This window comes from uncultured Lacinutrix sp. (assembly GCF_947500605.1).
In the GTDB taxonomy this organism is placed as follows: domain Bacteria; phylum Bacteroidota; class Bacteroidia; order Flavobacteriales; family Flavobacteriaceae; genus Lacinutrix.
The window spans coordinates 77,516-98,625 of the sequence record NZ_CANMSJ010000008.1 but is presented as its reverse complement, the minus strand read 5'-3'; the positions used below and the strand labels follow the sequence as shown (position 1 = coordinate 98,625).

Here is a 21,110-nt window from a genome sequence, read left to right as displayed (position 1 = left end):
TGGACATAGTGTTTTAAATATGTTAAGAGATAATTATTAATCTTTGTCTTGATCTTTATTTGCTTTAATAGTTAACGCCATAGAGACTATTATCAATGCACTAGATAATGTGGATAGCCAAAATCCACGGTTTATATAATCAGACATTATATAATTTACAAGCAATAAAATGACACTTGCAATAATTACTATTAATGGAAGTGTCTTTTTCATTGTTCAATTTTATAAGTTTCAACAAAAGGTTCCTGTTTTTATAAAACCTTTTCTCTGGTATAAATTAACTCTTTTTTTTATTCTATACTATTTATTCTGAAACAGCTTTAAGTCCTACAATTGAGATAATTAATGTAGTAATAAAAAATAGTCGCCATAATGTGGCAGGTTCTTTAAAAACAAAAATTCCAACCAACACAGTTCCTACAGCTCCAATACCTGTCCAAACCGCATATGCTGTACCAATAGGTAATTGTTGTGTTGCTTTTAAAAGAAGAAGCATACTTATAGCTACGCAAACAAAAAAGCCAATGTACCAATATGTTGACTCGCTTCCTGTAGCTTCTTTAGCTTTGCCAAGGCAAGCAGCAAAAGCAACTTCAAAAAGTCCGGCTATTATTAATAGTATCCAATTCATTTGTAATTAATTTCTTTATTTTGAAAATGCATTTAAAACTTCCATTGCTTTTTCAGTGTCTTTTGTATCTACAAAAATGTGATCGTGATAATAAGCAGCAACAACATTGCAGCTAATTCCGTTATGGGATAACGCATTCGAAAAAGCAGCTGTTAAACCAATGGCTTCTAAAGAGGAATGTACGGTAAGTGTAATCCATGAAGCCACAAAAGAATAGTCTAAGTTTAGTTGGTCTGCAACTTCCTTTTTAGCAATAATAGTGGTGCTTTCTTCTTCTTTAAAAGACATAACAATTTGGTTCAGGTTTATTTGTTCCAAATCATCAGTTTTACAAAACACAAATTCACCAACATTATGTTTTGGTTTCATAGACTTTAAAAGGACGTCTAATTTCGTTTCTCCGCTCATTTATTTAGTGTTTTTATCTAGTTTTTGTAATTCATTTAAAGTCGCTTTTCCAACACTGTGTGCAGATTGTGGGTTTTGACCAGTTACTAATCTTTGGTCTGTAACTACATGTGCTGTAAAAGGTGCAGATTTTTCGAAAATAGCACCGCGTTCTGTTAATTTATCTTCTAGTAAAAACGGAACTACATCTTCTAATTTTACTTTAACCTCTTCTTCGTTTGTAAACGCGTTTACTTTTTTACCATCTACAAGATACAATCCGTTACTTAATTTTATGTTTACAATTCCTGCAGGTCCATGACAAACAGCACTTACTACACCGTTGTTTTCATAAATTTGCTTTGCTATTTCTGCTATTTCTGTATTATCTGCAAAATCCCACATAGCACCATGTCCACCTGCGTAATGGATTGCTACATAATCTTCCGGGTTTACTTGGCTAGGTGTTTTTGTGTTTTCAATTTTATTACGATACTCTTCGTTATCCCAAAATTTCTTGTTGATAGCATCAGTCATATCAAAAGCATCTACAGGTGCTTTTCCTCCTTTTGGGCTAACAAAATCTATTTCGTAACCAGCGGAATGTAATACGTCCCAAGGATGAGAAACTTCGCCTAAATAATAACCTGTTTTTTCACCAGTATTTCCTTTTTCATTGTGGCTTGTAACTACAAATAGTATCTTTTTTAATGCATTGCTTTTTGTAGTTTCTGTTTTTACAGTTGGTTTTACCGCATTGTTTTTATTATTACAACTTGATAGTAAAGCTGTAAATGATAAAAGAAAAAATAGTGCTTTAATTTTTGTCTTATTTAGCATATCTAAAATGTGTTTTAAAATTAGTTTTTAGATTATTCTTAATTTATTAAAAGATGAATTTATCATCCCTAACAAAGAATAATATTACAGAGCAAAAATCTTAAACATTTTGAAGAAACTATTTAACAAATGATAAAAACGAAATTTATTTTATATTCGCTCTAATTCTACTTAAACTCACTTGAGTAATACCTAAATAGGAGGCAACATGAGATAACTGCACGCGCTGTATAATGCTAGGATAATTTTTAAGAAGCGCTAAATATCTTTGGGTTGCAGTGTTGAACTGTAAGGCAATAAGGCGTTCTTCGGATTTTATAAGTTCTAATTCCGCAAATTTACGTCCCCAATTAGCAATTTCAATGTCTTCTAAAAAAAGCTTTTGTAATTGTTCTATTTTTAACTCATAAAGCTCGCAATCTTCCAATAACTCTACATCTTCGTATCCTTTTTCATTATTGACATAGCTTTTCATAGAAACAATAGGAGCACCTTCTTTACCAAACCAAAATGTTATCTCATTTTCATCTGAATAAGCATAAGCTCTTGCTATTCCTTTTTTGATAAAATAAATACTGGTTTCAACTTTATTTGCTTTAAATAAAATATGTCCTTTTGGAAGTTTAGTTTCAATTATCGACTGCTTTATTAAATCTTTCGATTTAGTAGGTAGTGGATATATGTTATCAATAATTTGATTTATTTCCATGTACTTATTGGTGCTCAATTTTTCTAAAGTTAAGTTAGTTTTATGATAGAGGATTACTGTTTACTTAGTAATAAGTTAAAGACTAATCCCGAACATAACAGCATCGTTAATAAAACCACTTTGGTACGAACGTACATAATCCACACGTAAGAATCTAAATTTACCAAATCCAATATTATCTACACCAATAGAATATTCCGAATACGGTTTATTCTCTTGAGTAAACGCAGCTTTAGCGCCTAAAATAAGATTAAAGTTTAGTTTATTTATTAATGGAATCTTGTTTAATATATAACCATTAAAACGATATTCGGTATGCAGTTCTGCATAGCTATCGTTTGTACTTAGTCCATAGTAAGGTAGGTTTTTAAACGAGTATAAATAAGAACCGTCTAGCTTTACATTGGTTTGGTTACCATTAAAGTGGTGGTAATCCATAAAAGCAATATTATCTGCATTTGCAAAAAGACCACCTTGTGCATTGTATTCAAATTCACCCTTGTTACCAATATCTATACGTTGTCTTAATCGGGCTTTAAATTGGTCGAAATTATAATTAGAATCTGTTGCAGCAAAACCTTTTTCGTAACCTAAAGTAAGTGTTGGGTACTTGCTGTTAGGGATGTTGTATTTACCATCTGGATAGCTTAAATAGTCTTGAGCAAAATTAATTGTTGCATTTACATTAAGCTTTGCAATGTTGTGCGTGTTAAATGGTTTTGAGGTGAAATCGGTTTCGTCTAAAGGATTATTGCTTGTGTAAGCATCTCTAACTTCGTTAACCAATACATAATCCGAATTATTAAATAATGCCTTTCTACGTTCGAAACCTAATACAGAATTTAATCTAACACCATTAATAATTTCTTGGTAATATTGCCCTTGTACAAAACTTCTATCGTAAAGCTTCATATAATTATCTTCAAAAATAAGTGTGCTTACAAGGTTTTCTGTTTTAGAAATAGGGTTAGAGCTATTAAATTGTTCCGTTTTTACACCTCCAGATAAAGAGATATAACGATTGTTAGTACTATTGAATTTATAGCGAGCATTAATTGTTCCGCGTAAGCGATCGTCTGCTTCTCCATAATTAACATCTCCAGAAACACTAAAATAACGTTTGTACTCGTCGTAATTTTTAGTGTAACGCATACCAAGAGTTCCGTTCCAGCCTTGTACGGTGTTAAACGATATCTTCTCAATTGGAGAATCTATGCTAAAACGATAGTCTTTATGAGAGTTTTGGTAACTGTAACCGCCTAAAATATCTCCCAGTTTAAAAGTGTTGTGCTTTTTATCGATAGAATCTAAATAAGGTTTAGACTCTTTAATCAATTGGATACTGTCCTTTTTAAGGTAGTCTGTAGATTCTTCAATAGTTAAAGGCACAGGACGTTTTGCATCCCAAAAAAGTGAGTCTTTTTTATTAGAATTTTCTTCGAAAGACAAAACTTCTCTAGTAAAGTTTTTATCACTAAATCCCGGTGTAAAATTATAATTGCTATAAACAGAAGTATATCTGCCTTCTCCATTAAAACCAAAAAGGCCATATTTAAAATCGAGCGTTTGCGAAATTAAAGCCCAAACAGAATCGGTTTCCGAAAAGGAAAAGGTTTGTTTTATTTTAAAGACATCTATAGGTGGTATTCCTGATCTTTTTCCAGTAATACTAACGTCTGCTGCATAAATTACCCATTGGTCTTCTACAATGTAAATGTAACCTGAAAAAGCGGCATCGTTATCGCGTTTTGGTGTGATAAGTATTTTATTGATGAGGTTATTGTTGTTATCATAAAAAGTACCTTCAAGCTTGTATTTGTAATAATTAAAAGCATAATCTGCAATTGGAGAAATTACATTGTTTTCAAGTTCTATTGTGTTGTCGTAAAAGTTGTAATCTACATCTGAAGCGTTGTTAAAACTAAATCCATTAGAGTCTCCACTCACTTTGGATGCTAAAATTTTCTCTTTTAAACGTCTAGGTTTTTTATATTCAATTTCCGAGATAGTTTCAGATAAATAAATAATACCACTTCTTGTAGAGTCTAATGCTACATCTAACATTTCGTCAACATCTTGACCAAATACTTTTTTAGGAGCACCTTTAATTTTTATAAGTCCGCGAGAATAGAAATTGGCTTTGTATTCACTTAGTTTTTCTAAAACGTCTTTACGTTTTGCAATGGTATTTCTTATAATTTCATTTGCAGGATTTTCTTCGGAATTGATTACTACTTCACTTAGTGTAATATTTTCATCAATAAGCTTAACATCTAGAACATATGGAAAAGACGTAATAGAAACCTCTTTTTTAAGTGTTTTAAAACCTAAATATTGAAAAACAATAGTGTAGTCTCCTGTTTTAGAAATGTCTAAAGTGTAATTGCCTTCTTCATTTGTAGTTGTTCCTGTATAGGTGTCATTTAAATAAACATTAACAAAAGGAAGCGTTTCGGAAGTGTTGGAGGTTACGTTTCCAGTAATTTGTGCAAACGAAAAATTTGCAATAATAAACGAAAGGCAGAGTAGTTGGTATTTATTCATATTTAAAGGTTGGTTTTATTACTATAGACGCAATTTTTTGTAAAATGGTTGCCTGTAGATTAACCAAACTTAAATAAAATAAACAATTAAGGTTTTAGTTTTAACGGAACTTTAATTAATTATTAGTTTTTTGGTAGTTAAAGTGTTACTCGTTTTTACCGTTACTAGATATAATCCTTTAGAAAGATTGTTAACAGAAATACGGCTATTACTTTTGGTTAAATTAGTAGTAAACACTTGCTGTCCTAATAAATTATGAATCTCTAAACTTACGGCGTTATTAAAACTATTTAAATTAATATTTAAAACACCATTAGTAGGGTTTGGATACATTATAAAATTTGAAACACTTTTAGAGTCGACACTTAAGGTATTGTCTAAAGACAACATAGCAGCTTGCATATTAGGAAATGGACCAATGTTATTACCAGAGCCTTGTGGGATACCAGTATTAACCATTAACGTTCTTAATTCTTGTGAGGTCGAATAGTTTCCAGTTTGCGCTAACGCATAAGATTGTAGAACAGCTGTAAAACCTCCTATGATTGCAGTTGCAGAACTTGTGCCATTAAAGTTTGTTATATAGCTTTGATTAAAATCATCTCCATAATTTGTAGAAACCCATTGGTAGTATCCAATGGTAGATGCTCCAGTTCCCCAAGACTGAATGTTTACGCGTGAACCATAAGTTGAAATAGAGCTTGGAGCATGATTTGTATTCCCAATTCCTGCTCCAACTATTATAGCGCCACTGTCTCCTCTTGCATGGTAGTTGTTGTAAAAAGGGTCATCTAAGTCTTCACTTCCATTTCCTGCTGCTGCAACTATTACTATTCCTGCATCTGTGGCCGCTTTTGTAAGATCCCAAATGGCTTGTTCATATTCAGCAAGAACAAAATTATCATTTTGTCCATAAGTTTGCATTTCGTAAATAATTAGATCTCCAGCAGTAGAATTTGCAACAGCGTTAGAAGTTGCTAAAACGCGATTATAATCATATTCTTCTGTCCATTCTGGATATAAAATATATTCGTTTGCACCATGTGCTAGACCGCTTATTCCATAAGTTCCTTTATTTGCAATTATAATACCAGCTACGCTAGTACCATGCTCTGTATAACTAGTATTTATAATACTAGCGTTTATGGTAGTGTTAGGAGGAAGAGAAGTATTAGTGTGATCTAACTCTTCATGGTTTAGGTTAACACCATATTCAATTGCTCTAATATTTATTCCTGCTCCATTAACGCCATTGTTCCATGCATACCTTATATTATGACCTGGATCAGACTCTATGTAGTCTTGTGTGTTTTCTAAATTATTTGTTATAGGAGCAATATCATGTGGAGGAGCAATAGGTGTTGTTCTAGCACTATACGCGTAAAGTAATTGGTCTGTGTTTTTTAAGGTTTCAAGAAAAGATTCTTTTTCAGATTCTGTAAAAAGGCCTTCTATTCTAAAGGTGTTTTTTAAAGTGAAATTGGTTTTAGATAACCGACTTAGGTTTTCAATTTTAGCTTTTGTAAATCCGTAGGCATTATTAATTTCAAACACATAGTTTTCGTTTAAATTGACTAATTCAGAATGATTTAATACGGCTTTAGGTGAAGAGAATTCTAATTCTGAACTTAATTTAAAGTAAAAACGACTAAACTCTTTATTGGTTTGAGCCCAACTTGTTAATGTTGCTAATAATAAGGCGAAAACAAATACTATGCGTGTTTTATTAAAAGTCCTTAACATACGCTTTGAGTTTAGTTATTATGATCTTTTTTTATACGTGCTAAATCACGTTTGTTATCGCGATCTTTAATTGTTTCACGCTTATCGTATAGCTTTTTACCTTTTGCTAAAGCGATGTCTATTTTAGCGTATCCTTTTTCATTTAGAAATAAACGAAGTGGAATAATAGTTAAACCTGAATTTGTTACTTCCTTTTCAAGTTTTTTTAATTCCTTTTTATTTAAAAGTAATTTACGCTCTGCTTTTGGTGCGTGATTATAATAATTACCATAAACATATTCTTGAATCGTCATGTTAATTACAAATAGCTCTCCTTTTTCGTTAAATTCACAAAAACTTTCGGCAATAGAAGCTTTGCTATCTCGAATAGATTTAATTTCTGTACCTGTTAAAACAATTCCAGCCGAATATTTGTCTAATATCTCGTATTGAAATCTCGCCTTCTTGTTTAGTATGTTTACTTTTTTCTGCATTATGATACAAAACTAATCATTTTTAACTGTTTTAAAAGAAATATTATATTTCCTTACTCATTATTAACATTCCTCTTAATGGCTTGTGTAGTAAATCGAAATCTAAACTTGTTTTACCTGTTATTTTAAAGTGTTTTTTTGTGTAGAATTTTATAGCCTGTTCCTGCGTATCCATTGCTTTTAGCCACAAAAAAGTGTTGTTTTTTTCTTTAGCTCTTGTTTCAATCCAATTAAAAATGGTTTTTGCAACTCCTTTTCCTTGAGCTTCGACGCCTAAATACATTCTATGAATGTAGGTTCCATTTTTAAAGTTGTTTAAAGGCTCATTAAACTGTATCCTACAAATCCCTACAGGTTTGTTTTTGTAGATTATAAAATAATATTCAGCATTTTTATTGCTTAGTTCTAGTTTTAAGTTTGCTATGTTGTAAAACGTATTGACATAAAAACTACAATCTTCATTTTGCCATAAATGCTTGTAAGCTGGAGGATAAATACGATGGATTAGTTCAACTAAATTTAAATGAGAGTTTATAGTAACAGTTTCTAATTGTACGTTTTCACTAAGATTAATCAATATTAGTTACTTTAGAGGTGATGTTATTATCTTGTATGGTAACAGTAAAAAGTTTGCTATTAATAGTTTCGTCTATAGATTCATATTTCTCTTCACCAATAATTTTATTTACAAATGCTGGTGTAGTATTACTATGCCCAACAATTAAAACGGTTTTGTTTTTAGTATCCTTTAAAAAGTTTTTAATATCTAAAGTCTTAGGATTGTAAGGTGTAATCTCTATGTCCTTATCTATTGCTGTAGGCAGGGCAGTCTCGATAGTGCGTTTGTAATCCGTACTGTAAATAGCGTCTAAATCAATATTTTTAAAATGATTCGACCACCTTTTTGCTCTTTCTAAGCCTTTTACTACCAAATTTGGGTTTTGATTATTAGCATCGCTTTTATCCTTTTCGGCATGACGAATAAGGTAATAAGTGGTTGTTTCTTCATTTATCTGTGTTTCATTTTTAGTCTTAGCACAAGATATAGTGATAACAAGAATAAAGGATAGTAGTAGGTTTTTCATAAAAATAAATAAATTTAGGCAAGCTCTAATGCAATTTCTATCATCCCTTTAAAAGTGGTTTCCCTTTCTTTACTAGTTGTAGATTCTCCGGTAACTAAAGAATCTGAGATAGTAAGTAGTGTTAATGCATTAACGTTATGTTTGGCAGCAACGGTGTATAATCCAGCTGTTTCCATTTCAACACAAAGTACGCCAAATTTACTCCATTTTTTGTAAGATTCGAAGTCATCTTCATAAAACTCGTCACTAGTAAATACGTTTCCAGCTTTAACAGGTATGTTTTTAGCTTTTGCAGCCTCAACAGCTTTTTGGAATAATTCAAAATTTGCAGTAGGAGCGTAGTCTGCACCACCAAAACGTAATGTGTTTACACCAGAATTAGAAGAAGCGGCCATTGCCAAAACCACATCTCTAATTTTTATATGTTTTTGGTAAGAACCAGCACTACCTACACGAATAAGGTTTTTAACACCAAACTGTGTAATTAATTCATGGGTATAAATAGAAATACTTGGCACACCCATTCCTGTTCCCATTACCGAAACACGTTTACCTTGGTAAGTGCCAGTGTAGCCAAGCATGCCTCTAATTTCGTTAAAGCATATTGGGTTTTCAAAAAAAGTTTCGGCAATCCATTTTGCTCTTAAAGGATCTCCAGGTAATAAAATTGTTTCTGCGATATCGCCTTTTTGGGCTCCAATGTGTATGCTCATTTTGTTATTTTTAATAATTTTTTTCTTCGGAAGGGCTTTCGGTTACAATAGCAATTCCGTTAGAAGTTCCTATTCTTTCAACACCAATATTAATGTATTCTAATGCTGTTTTAGTATCTCTAATACCGCCTGAAGCTTTTATTTTAGCACCAGATTTTCCAATAACACTCTTCATTAGCTTTACATCGTTTAATGTTGCGCCTCCAGTTCCGAATCCTGTAGAGGTTTTTATAAAATTGGCGCCAGAGCTTATGGCAAGTTCACTTGCTTTTATAATCTCAATTTCTTCCAGATAGCATGTTTCTAGAATAACTTTAAGTGTATTGTTTGGCATTTCGTTTTTTACAGCTTCAATATCTTTGCAAACAGCATCAAAATCTTTGCTTTTTAGAAATCCAATATTTAAAACCATATCAATTTCATCTGCACCATCTTTTAAAGCTTGTTTGGTTTCTTGAACTTTAGCATTCGTGCTCATAGCTCCTAATGGAAACCCAATAACGCTACAGACTTTTATATCTGTGTTTTTTAATTCAGCTTTAGCTAAAGAAACATAGCAAGAATTTACACAAACGGAAAAGAAATTATATGTTTTGGCTTCGTTACAAAGTTTAATAATATCATTCTTTGTTGCAGTAGCTTTTAAAAGCGTGTGGTCTATGTATTTGTTTAACTCCATAAACTCAAAGTTACCGTTTTTACAAAAGTGATACAATGACATTTGTCATAAAAGTATATCTTTATAGCATATAACTATTTTAGATGGACATCAATAAAGATTACGATTTAGTATGCGTAGGAGGAGGTATCATGAGTGCAACATTAGCATTAATGGTAAAGCTTGTTAAGCCAGAAATTAATATTTTAATTTTAGAGCGCTTAAGTAAGCCTGCTCAAGAAAGTTCTGCTGCGTGGAATAATGCAGGAACAGGACATTCTGCTTTATGCGAGTTAAATTATACACCAGAAAAAGAAGATACGGTAGATTGTTCTAAGGCTTACAAGATTTGTACTCAGTTCGAGTTGTCTAAACAGTTTTGGAGTTTTTTAGTTGAAGAAAATTTGATTACAGATCCTAAAGATTTTATAAATCCGGTACCACATCATAGTTGGGTTACAGGAAAAGATAATGTTACTTTTTTAAAGAAAAGATTCGAAGCTTTAAAAGATCATTTTATGTTTGAAGGTATAGAGTTTACTGATTCTTTAGAGAAAATGAAAGCCTGGTTTCCGTTAATTGCAAATAATAGAAGTGAGGATGAGGTTATGGCTGCTACACGTATAGAACGTGGCGCAGAAATGAATTTTGGCTCTTTAACCGAAAAGTTATTTCATATTCTAGAAACTAAATACAATACACCTGTACATTGTAACGAAGAGGTTTTAGATATTGATCCAGACGATGATATTGAATGGTCTGTTGAGGTGGAAAATACAATAACAGGAGATAAGCAGTTATTCGATGCTGAACATGTATTTATTGGAGCTGGAGGAGGAAGCTTGTTGTTATTACAAAAAGTTGAAATAGAGGAAAAAGACGGTTATGGAGGTTTTCCAGTAAGTGGAGAATGGTTGGTTTGTAAAAACGAAGATTTAATAAATCAGCATTTAGGAAAAGTATATAGCAAAGCAGGACCAAACGATCCTCCAATGTCGACACCACATTTAGATACTCGTTTTATAGATGGTAAAAGACAATTAATGTTTGGACCTTATGCAGGTTTTAGTCCTAAGTTTTTAAAAGAAGGATCAACTTTAGATTTGTTTAAATCTATAAAAGCAGACAATATAAAACCAATGTTAAGTGCCTTTTGGGATAATTTACCGCTTACTAAATATCTTATAGAGCAAGTAATATCGTCTCATGAAGATAGAATGAACGATTTACGAAAATTTGTAAAAGATGCTAAAAGTGAAGATTGGGAACTTTTAGTAGCAGGACAACGCGTTCAAATTATTAAAAAAGATGAATATGAAGGTGGAAAACTACAATTTGGAACAGAGGTAGTAAAAAGTAAAGACGGAAGTATTACTTGTTTACTAGGTGCTTCTCCTGGAGCTTCAACAGCAACACATGTAATGTTAGAAGTTTTTGAGACTGCTTTTCCTGAAATTGTAAATTCTGAGGAAGGAAAACGAAAATTAGAAAAAATTGTTCCGATGTGGAAAACAGAGATGAATGCCGAATTGTTTAAAAAGACCATTGAAAACTCAGCCAAAGCTTTAGAACTATAAAATAAAAAAAGCGACATTAAACTTTACGTTTCATGTCGCTTTTTCAAACTAACTAACTTAACCATTACCCTAAAAACGAACTTATTCTTCGTTTATTTTAGCATTATTTTGATTTAACAATACTTTGTGATTTTATACGTCATTCAGAGCAAGGCGAAGCACCTTTTCAAAGTTTAATTTAATAAGATTCTTCAGTCATACTTCCTTCTGAATGACAACTTGTTTTTCATAGTTTAAACCTCTTCGGCAACCAAATCTCCTTGATTTCTAAACACTAATTGCTTATCGAAAGCATCAAGTAAGATAATACTATCTGTTGTTACTTTTCCTGATAAAATTTCTTTACTTAAAGCATTTAAAACTTCTTTCTGTATTACTCTTTTAACTGGTCTTGCTCCAAATTCTGGATCGTAACCTTTTTCTGCTAAGTAAGTAATAGCTTCTGGCGTAGCATCGAATATTATACCTTGTTTGGCAATCATTTTAGTAATACCTTTTATCTGTAGACCAACAATTTCTGTAATATTCTCTTTAGATAAAGGTGTAAACAAAATAGTATCGTCTATTCTATTTAAAAACTCTGGTCTAACGGTTTGTTTTAGTAAACCTAAAACATCCACTTTTGCAGCTTCCATGGCTGTTTCAATATCTTTTGTTGCAGCAAAACGGTCTTGAATTAACTGGCTTCCCATATTTGAAGTCATGATAATAATTGCGTTTTTAAAATCTGCAGTTCTACCTTTATTGTCTGTTAAATGGCCTTCGTCTAACACTTGTAATAAAATATTAAAAGTATCTGGATGGGCTTTTTCAATTTCATCTAACAATACAACAGAATATGGTTTTCTACGTACAGCTTCAGTTAATTGTCCACCTTCTTCGTAACCTACATATCCTGGAGGTGCACCAACCAATCTGCTTACTGCATGACGTTCTTGATACTCACTCATATCTATACGCGTTAAAGCGCTTTCGTCATCAAATAAATACTCTGCTAATGCTTTAGCGAGTTCGGTTTTACCAACACCAGTTGTTCCTAAAAATAAGAAGGTTCCAATTGGTTTTTGCGGATTCTGTAATCCAGCTCTCGAGCGTCTTACAGCATCACTTACAGCAACAATAGCTTCTTCTTGTCCAACAACACGTTTGTGTAACTCGTCTTCTAATTTTAAAAGTTTTTCGCGATCACTTTGTAGCATTTTGGTAAGCGGAATACCTGTCCATTTTGCAACAACTTCAGCAATGTCTTCGTAAGTAACCTCTTCTTTAATTAATGATGTTTCAGACTGTGCATTAAATTCTGTTTGCATTATCTCAAGTGCTTCTTGAGCTTCCTTGATTTTTCCATAACGCAACTCTGCAACTTTTCCATAATCACCATCGCGTTCTGCTCTTTCGGCTTCAATCTTAAAGTTTTCAATATCCTGTTTTGTATTTTGGATATTATCAACTACTGCTTTTTCACTTTTCCACTTTGCATTAATCTCGTTACGTTCTTCTTTTATATTTGCTAAATCGCTTCGTAAAGATTTTAATTTTGTTTCATCTTTCTCACGTTTAATTGCTTCAATTTCAATTTCTAACTGCATAACTTTTCTGTCTAAAACATCAAGTTCTTCAGGTTTAGAGTTTATTTCCATACGCAGTTTTGCTGCAGCTTCATCCATTAAATCAATGGCCTTGTCTGGTAAAAAACGATTGGTAATGTAACGTGTAGATAGTTCTACCGCTCCAATTATAGCTTCATCTTTAATACGTACTTTGTGGTGTGTCTCGTACTTTTCTTTTATTCCTCTTAAAATAGAAATAGCACTTTCAGTATCTGGTTCGTTAACCATTACCTTTTGGAATCTACGCTCTAAAGCTTTGTCTTTCTCAAAGTATTTTTGGTACTCATCTAAAGTGGTTGCACCAATAGCACGAAGTTCTCCACGAGCTAATGCTGGCTTTAAAATGTTTGCCGCATCCATTGCGCCTTGTCCGCCACCAGCTCCAACTAGTGTATGGATTTCGTCTATAAATAATACAATATCACCATCACTATTTGTTACTTCTTTAATTACGGCTTTTAAACGCTCTTCAAATTCACCTTTAAATTTTGCACCTGCAATTAACGATCCCATGTCAAGTGCAAATATTTGTTTGTCGACAAGGTTTTCTGGAATGTCTCCATCTACAATTCTATGTGCTAAACCTTCAGCAATTGCTGTTTTACCAGTTCCTGGTTCTCCAACTAATATTGGATTATTTTTGGTTCTACGTGATAGAATTTGAAGTATTCTTCTAATCTCTTCATCACGACCAATTACTGGATCTAACTTTCCGTCTTTAGCTAATTGATTTAAGTTTTTAGCGTACTTGTTTAATGCATTGTATGTTTCCTCTTGACTTTGTGATGTTACACGATCACCTTGTCTAAGCTCATCTATAGTTGCTTTTAAAACTTTTTCTGTAACTCCTTGGTCTTTTAAAACCTGAGCAATTTTACTTTTAGATTTAAAAATGGCTAATATTAAATGTTCGATAGAAACATACTCATCGTTCATTTTTTTAGCAATAATAGAAGCTTCGTTTAATGCCGTTGATGCTTCTCTTGAAATTGTTAATTCGCTTCCTGAAACTTTAGAGAAACTTTCAATTTGCTTGTCTAAAATTTGCTTTAACATAGGCACGTTTACATTCATTTTCTTTAAAATGAAAGGCAAAACGTTTTCATCAACTTCAAAAATAGCTTTAAAAATGTGTTCGTTTTCTATTTGTCCGTTGCCTAAACCTTGAGCAAGCAACTGTGCTTGCTGTATGGCTTCTTGCGATTTTGTTGTATAGTTATTAAAATTCATATTATAGTGTTTTATGATTTCTAAGCCTAAAACTTTGGATGTAGAAACCTTATTGTTTTTCTTTTTACTTTTAGCTATATTTCAATTATCTTACCAAACAGAAAGGCAGGACAAAATGACTGTTACGCGCTGAGTTTAGGTGACTTTTTGTCAGTTACAGGTTTTTTGTTTTGCATTTGTAAGTTAATCAAAAGGTCTCGACATAAATAATGATATATGTCATTAAATTGATATTTTTGTTTAATCTAAAGCAGTGAAAACTGCTAAAATAGAATTACTATGTTTGGAAAATTATTTGGAGGATCGAAAGAACCAAAAGAAGAGAAAATATTACCTTGGAAACAGTTAACAACTGTAGACCAACTTAATACTATAGAGAAATTGTCTAAAGGTAAAACGCAAGTTATCTTTAAACATTCTACGCGTTGTGGGATTAGTAAAATGGTTATGAATCAATTTGTATCTGCGTTTGATGTAGACGTTAATTTAGATTTGTATTATTTAGACTTACTAAGTTTTAGAGAAGTTTCTAACGAAGCTGGTTTTAAGTTTCAAGTGATGCATCAATCTCCACAATTATTAATTATTAAAAATGGAGTAGCAGTTGCTCATGCAAGCCATGGTGGTATTAATGAGATTGATTTAGCTAAATTTGTATAATAAATTAAAAAAATGAAAAAGGTATCGTTATTAATTTTTGTAAGCTTATTTGTTTTTGCATGTGGTAAAAACACTAAAAACGATGAGTTGCCTTCCAACAATTGGGAAGCTATGCAGTGGAATAATAAGCTAGATACTTCTTTGGTTTCTGGAGCTAGTTATTTGTCTGTTTATTCTCAAATTTATAGTACTACAGAGCATAAAACGCACGATTTAACATCTACTGTTAGCATAAGGAACATAAATAAAAAGGATACTGTTTTTATTAAAAGTGCTAAGTATTATGATACTAAAGGCGAATTAATGAGAACTTATTTTGAATCTCCAATTTTTGTAAAACCTATGCAAACCATTGAGATTGTTATAGACGAGAAAGACAAGACTGGTGGAACAGGAGCAAATTTTGTATTCGATTGGTTAGCTCCTAAAAAAGATAAAGCACCTTATTTTGAAGGTGTAATGATTACGACCTATGGACAACAAGGTTTGTCTTTTACTACTAAAGGTATAACTATTAATGAATAGAAACTCTTCTAGAGGCTATATTTTTTATAAATTCACATAATATTTAAATTTATAAAAATGAAAGTTTTAAAAGTTGTACTCTTCCTATTGCTGGTTACAAGTTTTTCTTGCAATAATGAAGATGATAGTTGCAACGATAGTGACATTCCAGTTAATTTTAATGTTAAAGTAAAATTGATTTCTACAACTGGAGAAAATTTATTTAATGATAATAATTTTGATGTATCATTATTAAAATTAACAGATCCCAACAGTGCTGTAGATAATCGTATGTTTTCTGAAATAATCGAAAACGGAGAAGCATTGATTGAGTTTGATGCTCTAAATATGAGTAGTGTTAGTTTTGTTTATAATGGTACAGAAAAGTTTTATTTTGGGTTTCATGATATACAAATGGAAACAGTGGACTGTACTATGCATGTTGCAAGTTACAAAGCAAAAAAGTTAAACGGAGATTTATTATGCGACTGTACCACAGGAGAAGTTGTAATTGTGACCTTATAGAACAATTGAGTGCTATGTAATTGATAATAAGACTTAAGTTAAGAAGAGAAACCTATAACAATTATTAGTTATAGGTTTTTTTTATTCAGAAAAGGCTTATTTTTGGTTGACCAGTTTGGTTAACCAATTATTACTAATCGTATATTTATCGAAATTTATTCACCTATATTAATTATAAATTAATGGCATTTTTAAAAAGTAGTATCAAATTTATTATTTTAATATCTGTTTTGTTGTCATTTTCTTGTTCGGAGAATACAGAAGAAGATGCATCTCCGCAGAATGAAACAATTGATGGAGATGGAGCAACTAATCAAGATAGCACAAATGAAGAAGGCTCAGGAGATGAAAATACAGATAATGATGATTCTCCAGGAAACGTATTAGGCTTAACAATGGATAATTGGAAGCTTAATGGATTTACAGGAAATCCAAATTCTAATGCCGTATATGAGGATAATGTTTTAGAAGCAATAAATAGTGACTACGACTCCTATAATGACCTTAATTATTTTTATACAGATAATGAATGGACTTATTTTAAATGTTATAGAGGTTTAGGAGGTTCTGCTAACTCTAATAACCCAAGAGTAGAATTAAGGGAGCTAAGTAATGGTAATAATGTTTATTGGGACGGTGGAAGCGGTAACAATACAATGACGTTTACCGTTAAAGTAGATCGATTACCTCAAGACACAGATAATGATGGAGGTGTTTTATGTTTTGCGCAAATACATGGACCTTCAAATACTGTGGACGATGTAATAAGAGTACAGTTTATTGGAGATGAGAACCAAACAACGGGAGGTGTAAGGTTAAAAATTAGTGGGTATATTACAGAGGTTGTTCAAAATAGTAGTTTAATAATTGATGATGGTTATCAATTAGGAACATCTTATACTTTTACAATAACTTATAATAACGGTACTGTAAAACTTTTTAAAGGATCGGAAGAAATATTTTCTGAAGATATAGGAACAAGCACTACTGGAAATTATTTTAAAGTTGGAAATTATTTGCAATCAGTACAAGGAGCAAGTTATACTGGTTCCCATGGTATTGTAGGAATTAAAGATTTAAGCATTACACATTAAGCATATTTGCATTTTAATTAAATATAAAAAAACGCCCAAAGTAATTTGGGCGTTTTATGCTTTTAGCTTCTATGGCTATAACGTGTTATTATATTTTTTAGTTTCAGTTTAAGGTCTTCACCAGTATCAAAAACCATTTGCTCATTACTAGGGAAACGTAATCTTCTATTTTTTAGAATTTGAACATCTTCATTTGTTAAAGCTCTTTTATCACCTCTTACGGTTGCATAAAGGTTGTCGAATACAAATTCACTATTTATAGGGAAGCTTTCTAAAATTTGATTCTGTTTTAAATCGCTATACACAACGTTAGCTATTACTTGAGTAGATTTAAACTGATTAAACTCATTAAGCCTTGCTTTTGCTATAATTATTTTATCTTGTTTTATGTCGTTACCAAGACTGTCTTTTACAACATTTCCATTTCCATCTAATACATATTCCCAACCATCGATAATGTTCTTTTGTCTCAATAATTGTTTCTCGGTAATACGTTCTGGAGATATATTTATTCTTTTTAATTGTAAAGCCATGGCATAGTCGTAATCTATAGTATTATTTGCGTTTGCATGATATACTGTCCAAAAATCGTTTAAACCATAAGTGTCAAAGTTTAGTAAATCGTTTTGTAAACGTGTTGGTATTATTTGTTGTGTTTGGTTTTCTATTTCTACAATAACATAATCTGTGCCTTGGTGATGTGCAACATCTATAAGCTGTCTTACATCTCTAAAGTTGGCATTTATACTTTCAATATATTCTAGAGTATCAAAAGCATTTCTATTATCTATTTTATTATCGCTTTGCATTAAGCTTACGGCAGTATCGTATTTGTAGTTAGATACTTTAGCTCTGTATTCTACTATAGAGTTAGTATAATTATTAAAATTTAAGTTTAATAATTTTCCATTAATATGTAAAGGCATTACGGCTTTTATAGCACGTTGTCTGTCTTCCATATCTAAATAAATATTAAATATATTTTGATACTGCTCAGGATTACCATCTTTTTTTAAATGATTGATATCATTATGGTTTTCTTCAACTACTTTATAAAAGGCATCTTGAAGCATAACAATGTAATCTTGCTTACGTTTTTTGTCTTTGTTGTTCTCCAACTTTTTAAGAGCATTGCTAATAGCCTGGTCGTAATTTCCAGAGTTTAGTTGTTTTTCAATTTGTTTTCTTCCAACACAAGATGTTAGTACAAGAAGAAGTACCGCTAATAATGTAAAATTTTTCATCTGTTCGGTTTTTATTGGTTTATACATAGTATAAAACCAATTAACGTGCCAAACTAAAAAAAGCCTTTAAACACTGGGTGTTTAAAGGCTTTTTTGAAAAGTAATGATTGTTGTTTATTTTTTATTAGAGTTAAAAACAGGTAACAGTTTAGTAGAAACTTCTCCAAAACCTATTCTTGTCCCGTCTTTTTCGCAGTAGCCACGCATAATAACAGTATCATTGTCATTAATAAATTTACGTTCTGTACCGTTATTTAATTTTACTGGTTTTTCACCTCTCCAAGATAGTTCTAGCATAGAGCCAAAAGAGTCTGGTGTTGGTCCAGAAATAGTACCACTTCCCATCATGTCTCCCGAGTTTATTGGGCAGCCATTAATTGTATGGTGTGTTAACTGTTGAGCCATTGACCAGTACATGTGCTTAAAATTAGAACGACTTACAATAGTTTCTTTAGCTTTTTCTGGTTGAATAGAAACTTCTAAATTAATATCGAAACTCTTTTTACCTTTTTGTTGAAGGTATTCTAGTTGTTTTTTTAATGGCTTTTGTCCTTCAACTCTATAAGGTTCTAAAGCATCTAATGTTACAATCCAAGGAGAAATAGATGAAGCAAAACTTTTTGCTAAAAACGGTCCTAATGGTACGTATTCCCATTTTTGTATGTCTCTTGCAGACCAGTCGTTAAATAAAACCAATCCGAAAATGTATTCTTCAGCTTCTTCAATTGGAATAGGTTCACCTAAATCGTTAGCATCTGTAGTAATAAAGGCCATTTCTAATTCGAAATCGACTAATTTACTTGGGCCAAAAACTGGTTGTGTTTCTCCTGCAGGTAAAGTTTGACCTTGTGGTCTGTGAACAGGTATTCCAGAAGGAATAATAGAACTACTTCTACCATGGTATCCAACAGGAATATGTAGCCAGTTTGGTAATAATGCGTTATCTGGATCTCTAAACATAGTACCTACATTTGTTGCGTGTTCTATGCTAGAGTAAAAATCTGTATAATCACCAATTTGTACAGGTAATTGCATTTCTATTTCGTCTAAACGAAATAATACAGCTTCTTTATGTTTAAGGTTTCCTTTTAGTGTCTCGTTTTCATCATCAAATATTTCAGCAATTCTATTACGAACTAAACGCCATGTTTTACGTCCATCTGCAATGAAATCGTTTAAAGTATCTTGAAGAAAAATATCATCAGTAAGTGGAATGCCTTCAAAATAGCCTAATTGGTGTAAAGCACCTAAATCTATTGCTGTGTCTCCAATTCTTGTTCCTATGGTAATAATATCGTCTCTTGTTAAAAAGACACCAAAAGGAATATTTTGAATTGGGAAGTCCGAATTTTTATCGACGTGTAACCACGATTTTCGGTCTGGATTATTAGCTGATAATGACATATGTATAATTGTTGATTTGTTGTTTATAAATTCTAAGTAAATATATGTTTTTTGAATTATTTACCGTGGTTATTTCTTATTTTTGATAAATTTTTAACGTTAATCAATTTTCGAAATCACGGAAATTACCAAAAGATAAGCATATGCAACGCGACGAACAAATATTTGAATTAATTGAAGCCGAAAAAAACAGACAATTAGAAGGTTTAGAATTAATTGCATCAGAGAACTTTGTAAGCGACCAAGTTATGGAAGCTACAGGTTCTGTTTTAACTAACAAATACGCCGAAGGTTATCCTGGAAAGCGTTATTATGGAGGTTGCGAAATAGTAGATGAGGTAGAGCAAATAGCAATAGACAGAGCTAAAACATTATTTGGTGCTGTTTATGCAAATGTACAACCGCACTCTGGAAGTCAAGCAAATACAGCTGTTTATCATGCGTGTTTAAAGCCAGGTGATAAAATTTTAGGTTTCGATTTATCTCACGGTGGGCATTTAACACACGGTTCTCCAGTAAATTTTTCTGGTAAATTATATAACCCTGTATTTTACGGAGTAGAAGAGGAGACAGGAGTATTAGATTACGATAAAATTCAAGAAATTGCAACGCGCGAGCAACCAAAATTAATTATTGCTGGAGCTTCAGCATATTCAAGAGATATTGATTTTAAACGTTTTCGTGTAATAGCAGATAGTGTAAATGCAATATTATTAGCAGATGTTTCTCATCCTGCAGGATTAATTGCAAAAGGAATTTTAAACGATCCTATTCCACATTGTCATATAGTTACAACTACAACTCACAAAACATTACGTGGCCCAAGAGGTGGAATGATTTTAATGGGTAAAGATTTTGAAAATCCCTTCGGAATTAAATTAAAAAATGGAAATTTAAGAATGATGTCTTCTTTATTGGATTCTGGTGTATTTCCAGGAAACCAAGGTGGCCCATTAGAGCATGTTATTGCTGGTAAAGCAATTGCTTTTGGTGAAGCTTTAACTGAAGAGTTTATGCATTACATGTTACAGGTTAAAAAGAATGCATCGGCAATGGCTGAAGCATTTGTAGCTAGAGATTATAAAATAATTTCTGGAGGTACAGATAACCATATGATGCTTATTGATTTAAGAAATAAAAATATTACAGGAAAAGAAGCTGAGCAAGCTCTTGTAAAAGCAGATATCACTGTTAATAAAAACATGGTGCCTTTCGATGATAAATCTCCTTTTGTAACCTCAGGAATTAGAATTGGAACTGCTGCAATTACAACGCGTGGTTTAAAAGAAAATGAAATGGAAGCTATTGTTAACTTAATAGACGAAGTTATAAATAATTATGAAGATGAAGCGGTACTAGAAGCAGTTGCTGTTAAAGTAAATGCTATGATGAGCGATTTACCTTTATTTAAGATGTAATTTTTTATATTCTAAATAATTACACATAAAAAATCCCACGCATTAACGTGGGATTTTTTTA

The 21,110-nt window shown here is 31.9% G+C and carries 21 protein-coding genes; 6 read left to right on the top strand and 15 right to left on the bottom strand.

Features of this window, described 5'->3' with window-relative positions; genetic code table 11:
- Window positions 1–36 precede the first annotated feature (36 nt).
- The 12 genes from Q0935_RS11995 to deoC all read right to left on the bottom strand — a co-directional run bounded on the left by Q0935_RS11995 (window position 37) and on the right by deoC (window position 9,804).
- On the bottom strand, window positions 37–213 hold the full coding sequence (locus Q0935_RS11995; RefSeq protein ID WP_299386301.1) for a hypothetical protein: 177 nt from the start codon (window positions 211–213) through the stop codon (window positions 37–39).
- A gap of 91 nt (window positions 214–304) precedes the next feature.
- Window positions 305–631, bottom strand: coding sequence for a multidrug efflux SMR transporter (locus Q0935_RS11990; RefSeq protein WP_299386299.1), 327 nt, complete (start codon window positions 629–631; stop codon window positions 305–307).
- A gap of 15 nt (window positions 632–646) precedes the next feature.
- A complete protein-coding gene (locus Q0935_RS11985; RefSeq protein ID WP_299386296.1) occupies window positions 647–1,039 on the bottom strand; it encodes an ACT domain-containing protein in 393 nt (130 codons plus the stop codon).
- Complete coding sequence (locus Q0935_RS11980) at window positions 1,040–1,858, bottom strand: type 1 glutamine amidotransferase domain-containing protein (RefSeq protein ID WP_299386292.1); 819 nt, start codon at window positions 1,856–1,858, stop codon at window positions 1,040–1,042. It abuts the gene before it with no gap.
- A 145-nt stretch (window positions 1,859–2,003) separates the two neighbouring features.
- On the bottom strand, window positions 2,004–2,567 hold the full coding sequence (locus Q0935_RS11975; RefSeq protein WP_299386558.1) for a Crp/Fnr family transcriptional regulator: 564 nt from the start codon (window positions 2,565–2,567) through the stop codon (window positions 2,004–2,006).
- Window positions 2,568–2,642: 75 nt separating this feature from the next.
- Window positions 2,643–5,111 carry a DUF5686 and carboxypeptidase regulatory-like domain-containing protein gene (locus tag Q0935_RS11970; RefSeq protein ID WP_299386288.1) on the bottom strand — a complete coding sequence of 823 codons (2,469 nt, stop codon included), beginning with the start codon at window positions 5,109–5,111 and terminating at the stop codon, window positions 2,643–2,645.
- A gap of 111 nt (window positions 5,112–5,222) precedes the next feature.
- Window positions 5,223–6,854: a S8/S53 family peptidase gene (locus Q0935_RS11965; RefSeq protein WP_299386284.1), complete on the bottom strand. Its 1,632-nt coding sequence runs from the start codon at window positions 6,852–6,854 to the stop codon at window positions 5,223–5,225.
- A gap of 11 nt (window positions 6,855–6,865) precedes the next feature.
- Entirely contained in the window at window positions 6,866–7,327 is a 462-nt protein-coding gene (smpB, locus tag Q0935_RS11960; protein ID WP_299386279.1) for an SsrA-binding protein SmpB, read from the bottom strand.
- A 43-nt stretch (window positions 7,328–7,370) separates the two neighbouring features.
- A complete protein-coding gene (locus Q0935_RS11955) occupies window positions 7,371–7,904 on the bottom strand; it encodes a GNAT family N-acetyltransferase (RefSeq protein ID WP_299386275.1) in 534 nt (177 codons plus the stop codon).
- Complete coding sequence (locus Q0935_RS11950; RefSeq protein WP_299386270.1) at window positions 7,897–8,412, bottom strand: histidine phosphatase family protein; 516 nt, start codon at window positions 8,410–8,412, stop codon at window positions 7,897–7,899. The genes Q0935_RS11955 and Q0935_RS11950 overlap by 8 nt, the downstream gene beginning before the upstream one ends.
- Window positions 8,413–8,426: 14 nt before the next feature.
- Complete coding sequence (gene deoD / locus Q0935_RS11945) at window positions 8,427–9,125, bottom strand: purine-nucleoside phosphorylase (protein WP_299386266.1); 699 nt, start codon at window positions 9,123–9,125, stop codon at window positions 8,427–8,429.
- Window positions 9,126–9,135: 10 nt separating this feature from the next.
- The gene (gene deoC, locus Q0935_RS11940) at window positions 9,136–9,804 is read right to left on the bottom strand and encodes a deoxyribose-phosphate aldolase (RefSeq protein ID WP_299386262.1); all 669 of its coding nucleotides are present in this window, start codon (window positions 9,802–9,804) and stop codon (window positions 9,136–9,138) included.
- An 83-nt stretch (window positions 9,805–9,887) separates the two neighbouring features.
- Here deoC and mqo point away from each other — a divergent pair, with 83 nt between their 5' ends.
- Window positions 9,888–11,360 (top strand): malate dehydrogenase (quinone), encoded by a 1,473-nt coding sequence (gene mqo, locus Q0935_RS11935; protein WP_299386257.1) that lies wholly within the window; start codon window positions 9,888–9,890, stop codon window positions 11,358–11,360.
- A gap of 233 nt (window positions 11,361–11,593) precedes the next feature.
- On the opposite strand, the gene clpB is transcribed toward mqo, so the two are convergent.
- Window positions 11,594–14,200, bottom strand: coding sequence for an ATP-dependent chaperone ClpB (gene clpB, locus Q0935_RS11930; RefSeq protein ID WP_299386253.1), 2,607 nt, complete (start codon window positions 14,198–14,200; stop codon window positions 11,594–11,596).
- 273 nt (window positions 14,201–14,473) lie between these two features.
- On the opposite strand from clpB, the gene ytxJ reads away from it, so the two are divergent.
- From ytxJ to Q0935_RS11910, 4 genes are all read left to right on the top strand, one after another.
- Window positions 14,474–14,860 carry a bacillithiol system redox-active protein YtxJ gene (gene ytxJ / locus Q0935_RS11925; protein WP_055436545.1) on the top strand — a complete coding sequence of 129 codons (387 nt, stop codon included), beginning with the start codon at window positions 14,474–14,476 and terminating at the stop codon, window positions 14,858–14,860.
- Window positions 14,861–14,872: 12 nt separating this feature from the next.
- Window positions 14,873–15,385 carry a DUF3124 domain-containing protein gene (locus tag Q0935_RS11920; RefSeq protein WP_299386250.1) on the top strand — a complete coding sequence of 171 codons (513 nt, stop codon included), beginning with the start codon at window positions 14,873–14,875 and terminating at the stop codon, window positions 15,383–15,385.
- Window positions 15,386–15,442: 57 nt separating this feature from the next.
- Window positions 15,443–15,889: a hypothetical protein gene (locus tag Q0935_RS11915; RefSeq protein WP_299386245.1), complete on the top strand. Its 447-nt coding sequence runs from the start codon at window positions 15,443–15,445 to the stop codon at window positions 15,887–15,889.
- 182 nt (window positions 15,890–16,071) lie between these two features.
- Window positions 16,072–16,983, top strand: coding sequence for a polysaccharide lyase family 7 protein (locus Q0935_RS11910; protein ID WP_299386242.1), 912 nt, complete (start codon window positions 16,072–16,074; stop codon window positions 16,981–16,983).
- Between the two features lie 62 nt (window positions 16,984–17,045).
- On the opposite strand, the gene Q0935_RS11905 is transcribed toward Q0935_RS11910, so the two are convergent.
- Together Q0935_RS11905 and fahA are read right to left on the bottom strand one after the other, a co-directional pair.
- Window positions 17,046–18,227: a hypothetical protein gene (locus tag Q0935_RS11905; protein ID WP_299386238.1), complete on the bottom strand. Its 1,182-nt coding sequence runs from the start codon at window positions 18,225–18,227 to the stop codon at window positions 17,046–17,048.
- 114 nt (window positions 18,228–18,341) lie between these two features.
- Window positions 18,342–19,631, bottom strand: coding sequence for a fumarylacetoacetase (gene fahA, locus Q0935_RS11900; protein ID WP_299254334.1), 1,290 nt, complete (start codon window positions 19,629–19,631; stop codon window positions 18,342–18,344).
- Window positions 19,632–19,774: 143 nt separating this feature from the next.
- Between fahA and glyA the strand changes: the two genes are divergently transcribed.
- Window positions 19,775–21,049 carry a serine hydroxymethyltransferase gene (gene glyA, locus Q0935_RS11895; protein WP_299386233.1) on the top strand — a complete coding sequence of 425 codons (1,275 nt, stop codon included), beginning with the start codon at window positions 19,775–19,777 and terminating at the stop codon, window positions 21,047–21,049.
- Window positions 21,050–21,110: the final 61 nt, after the last annotated feature.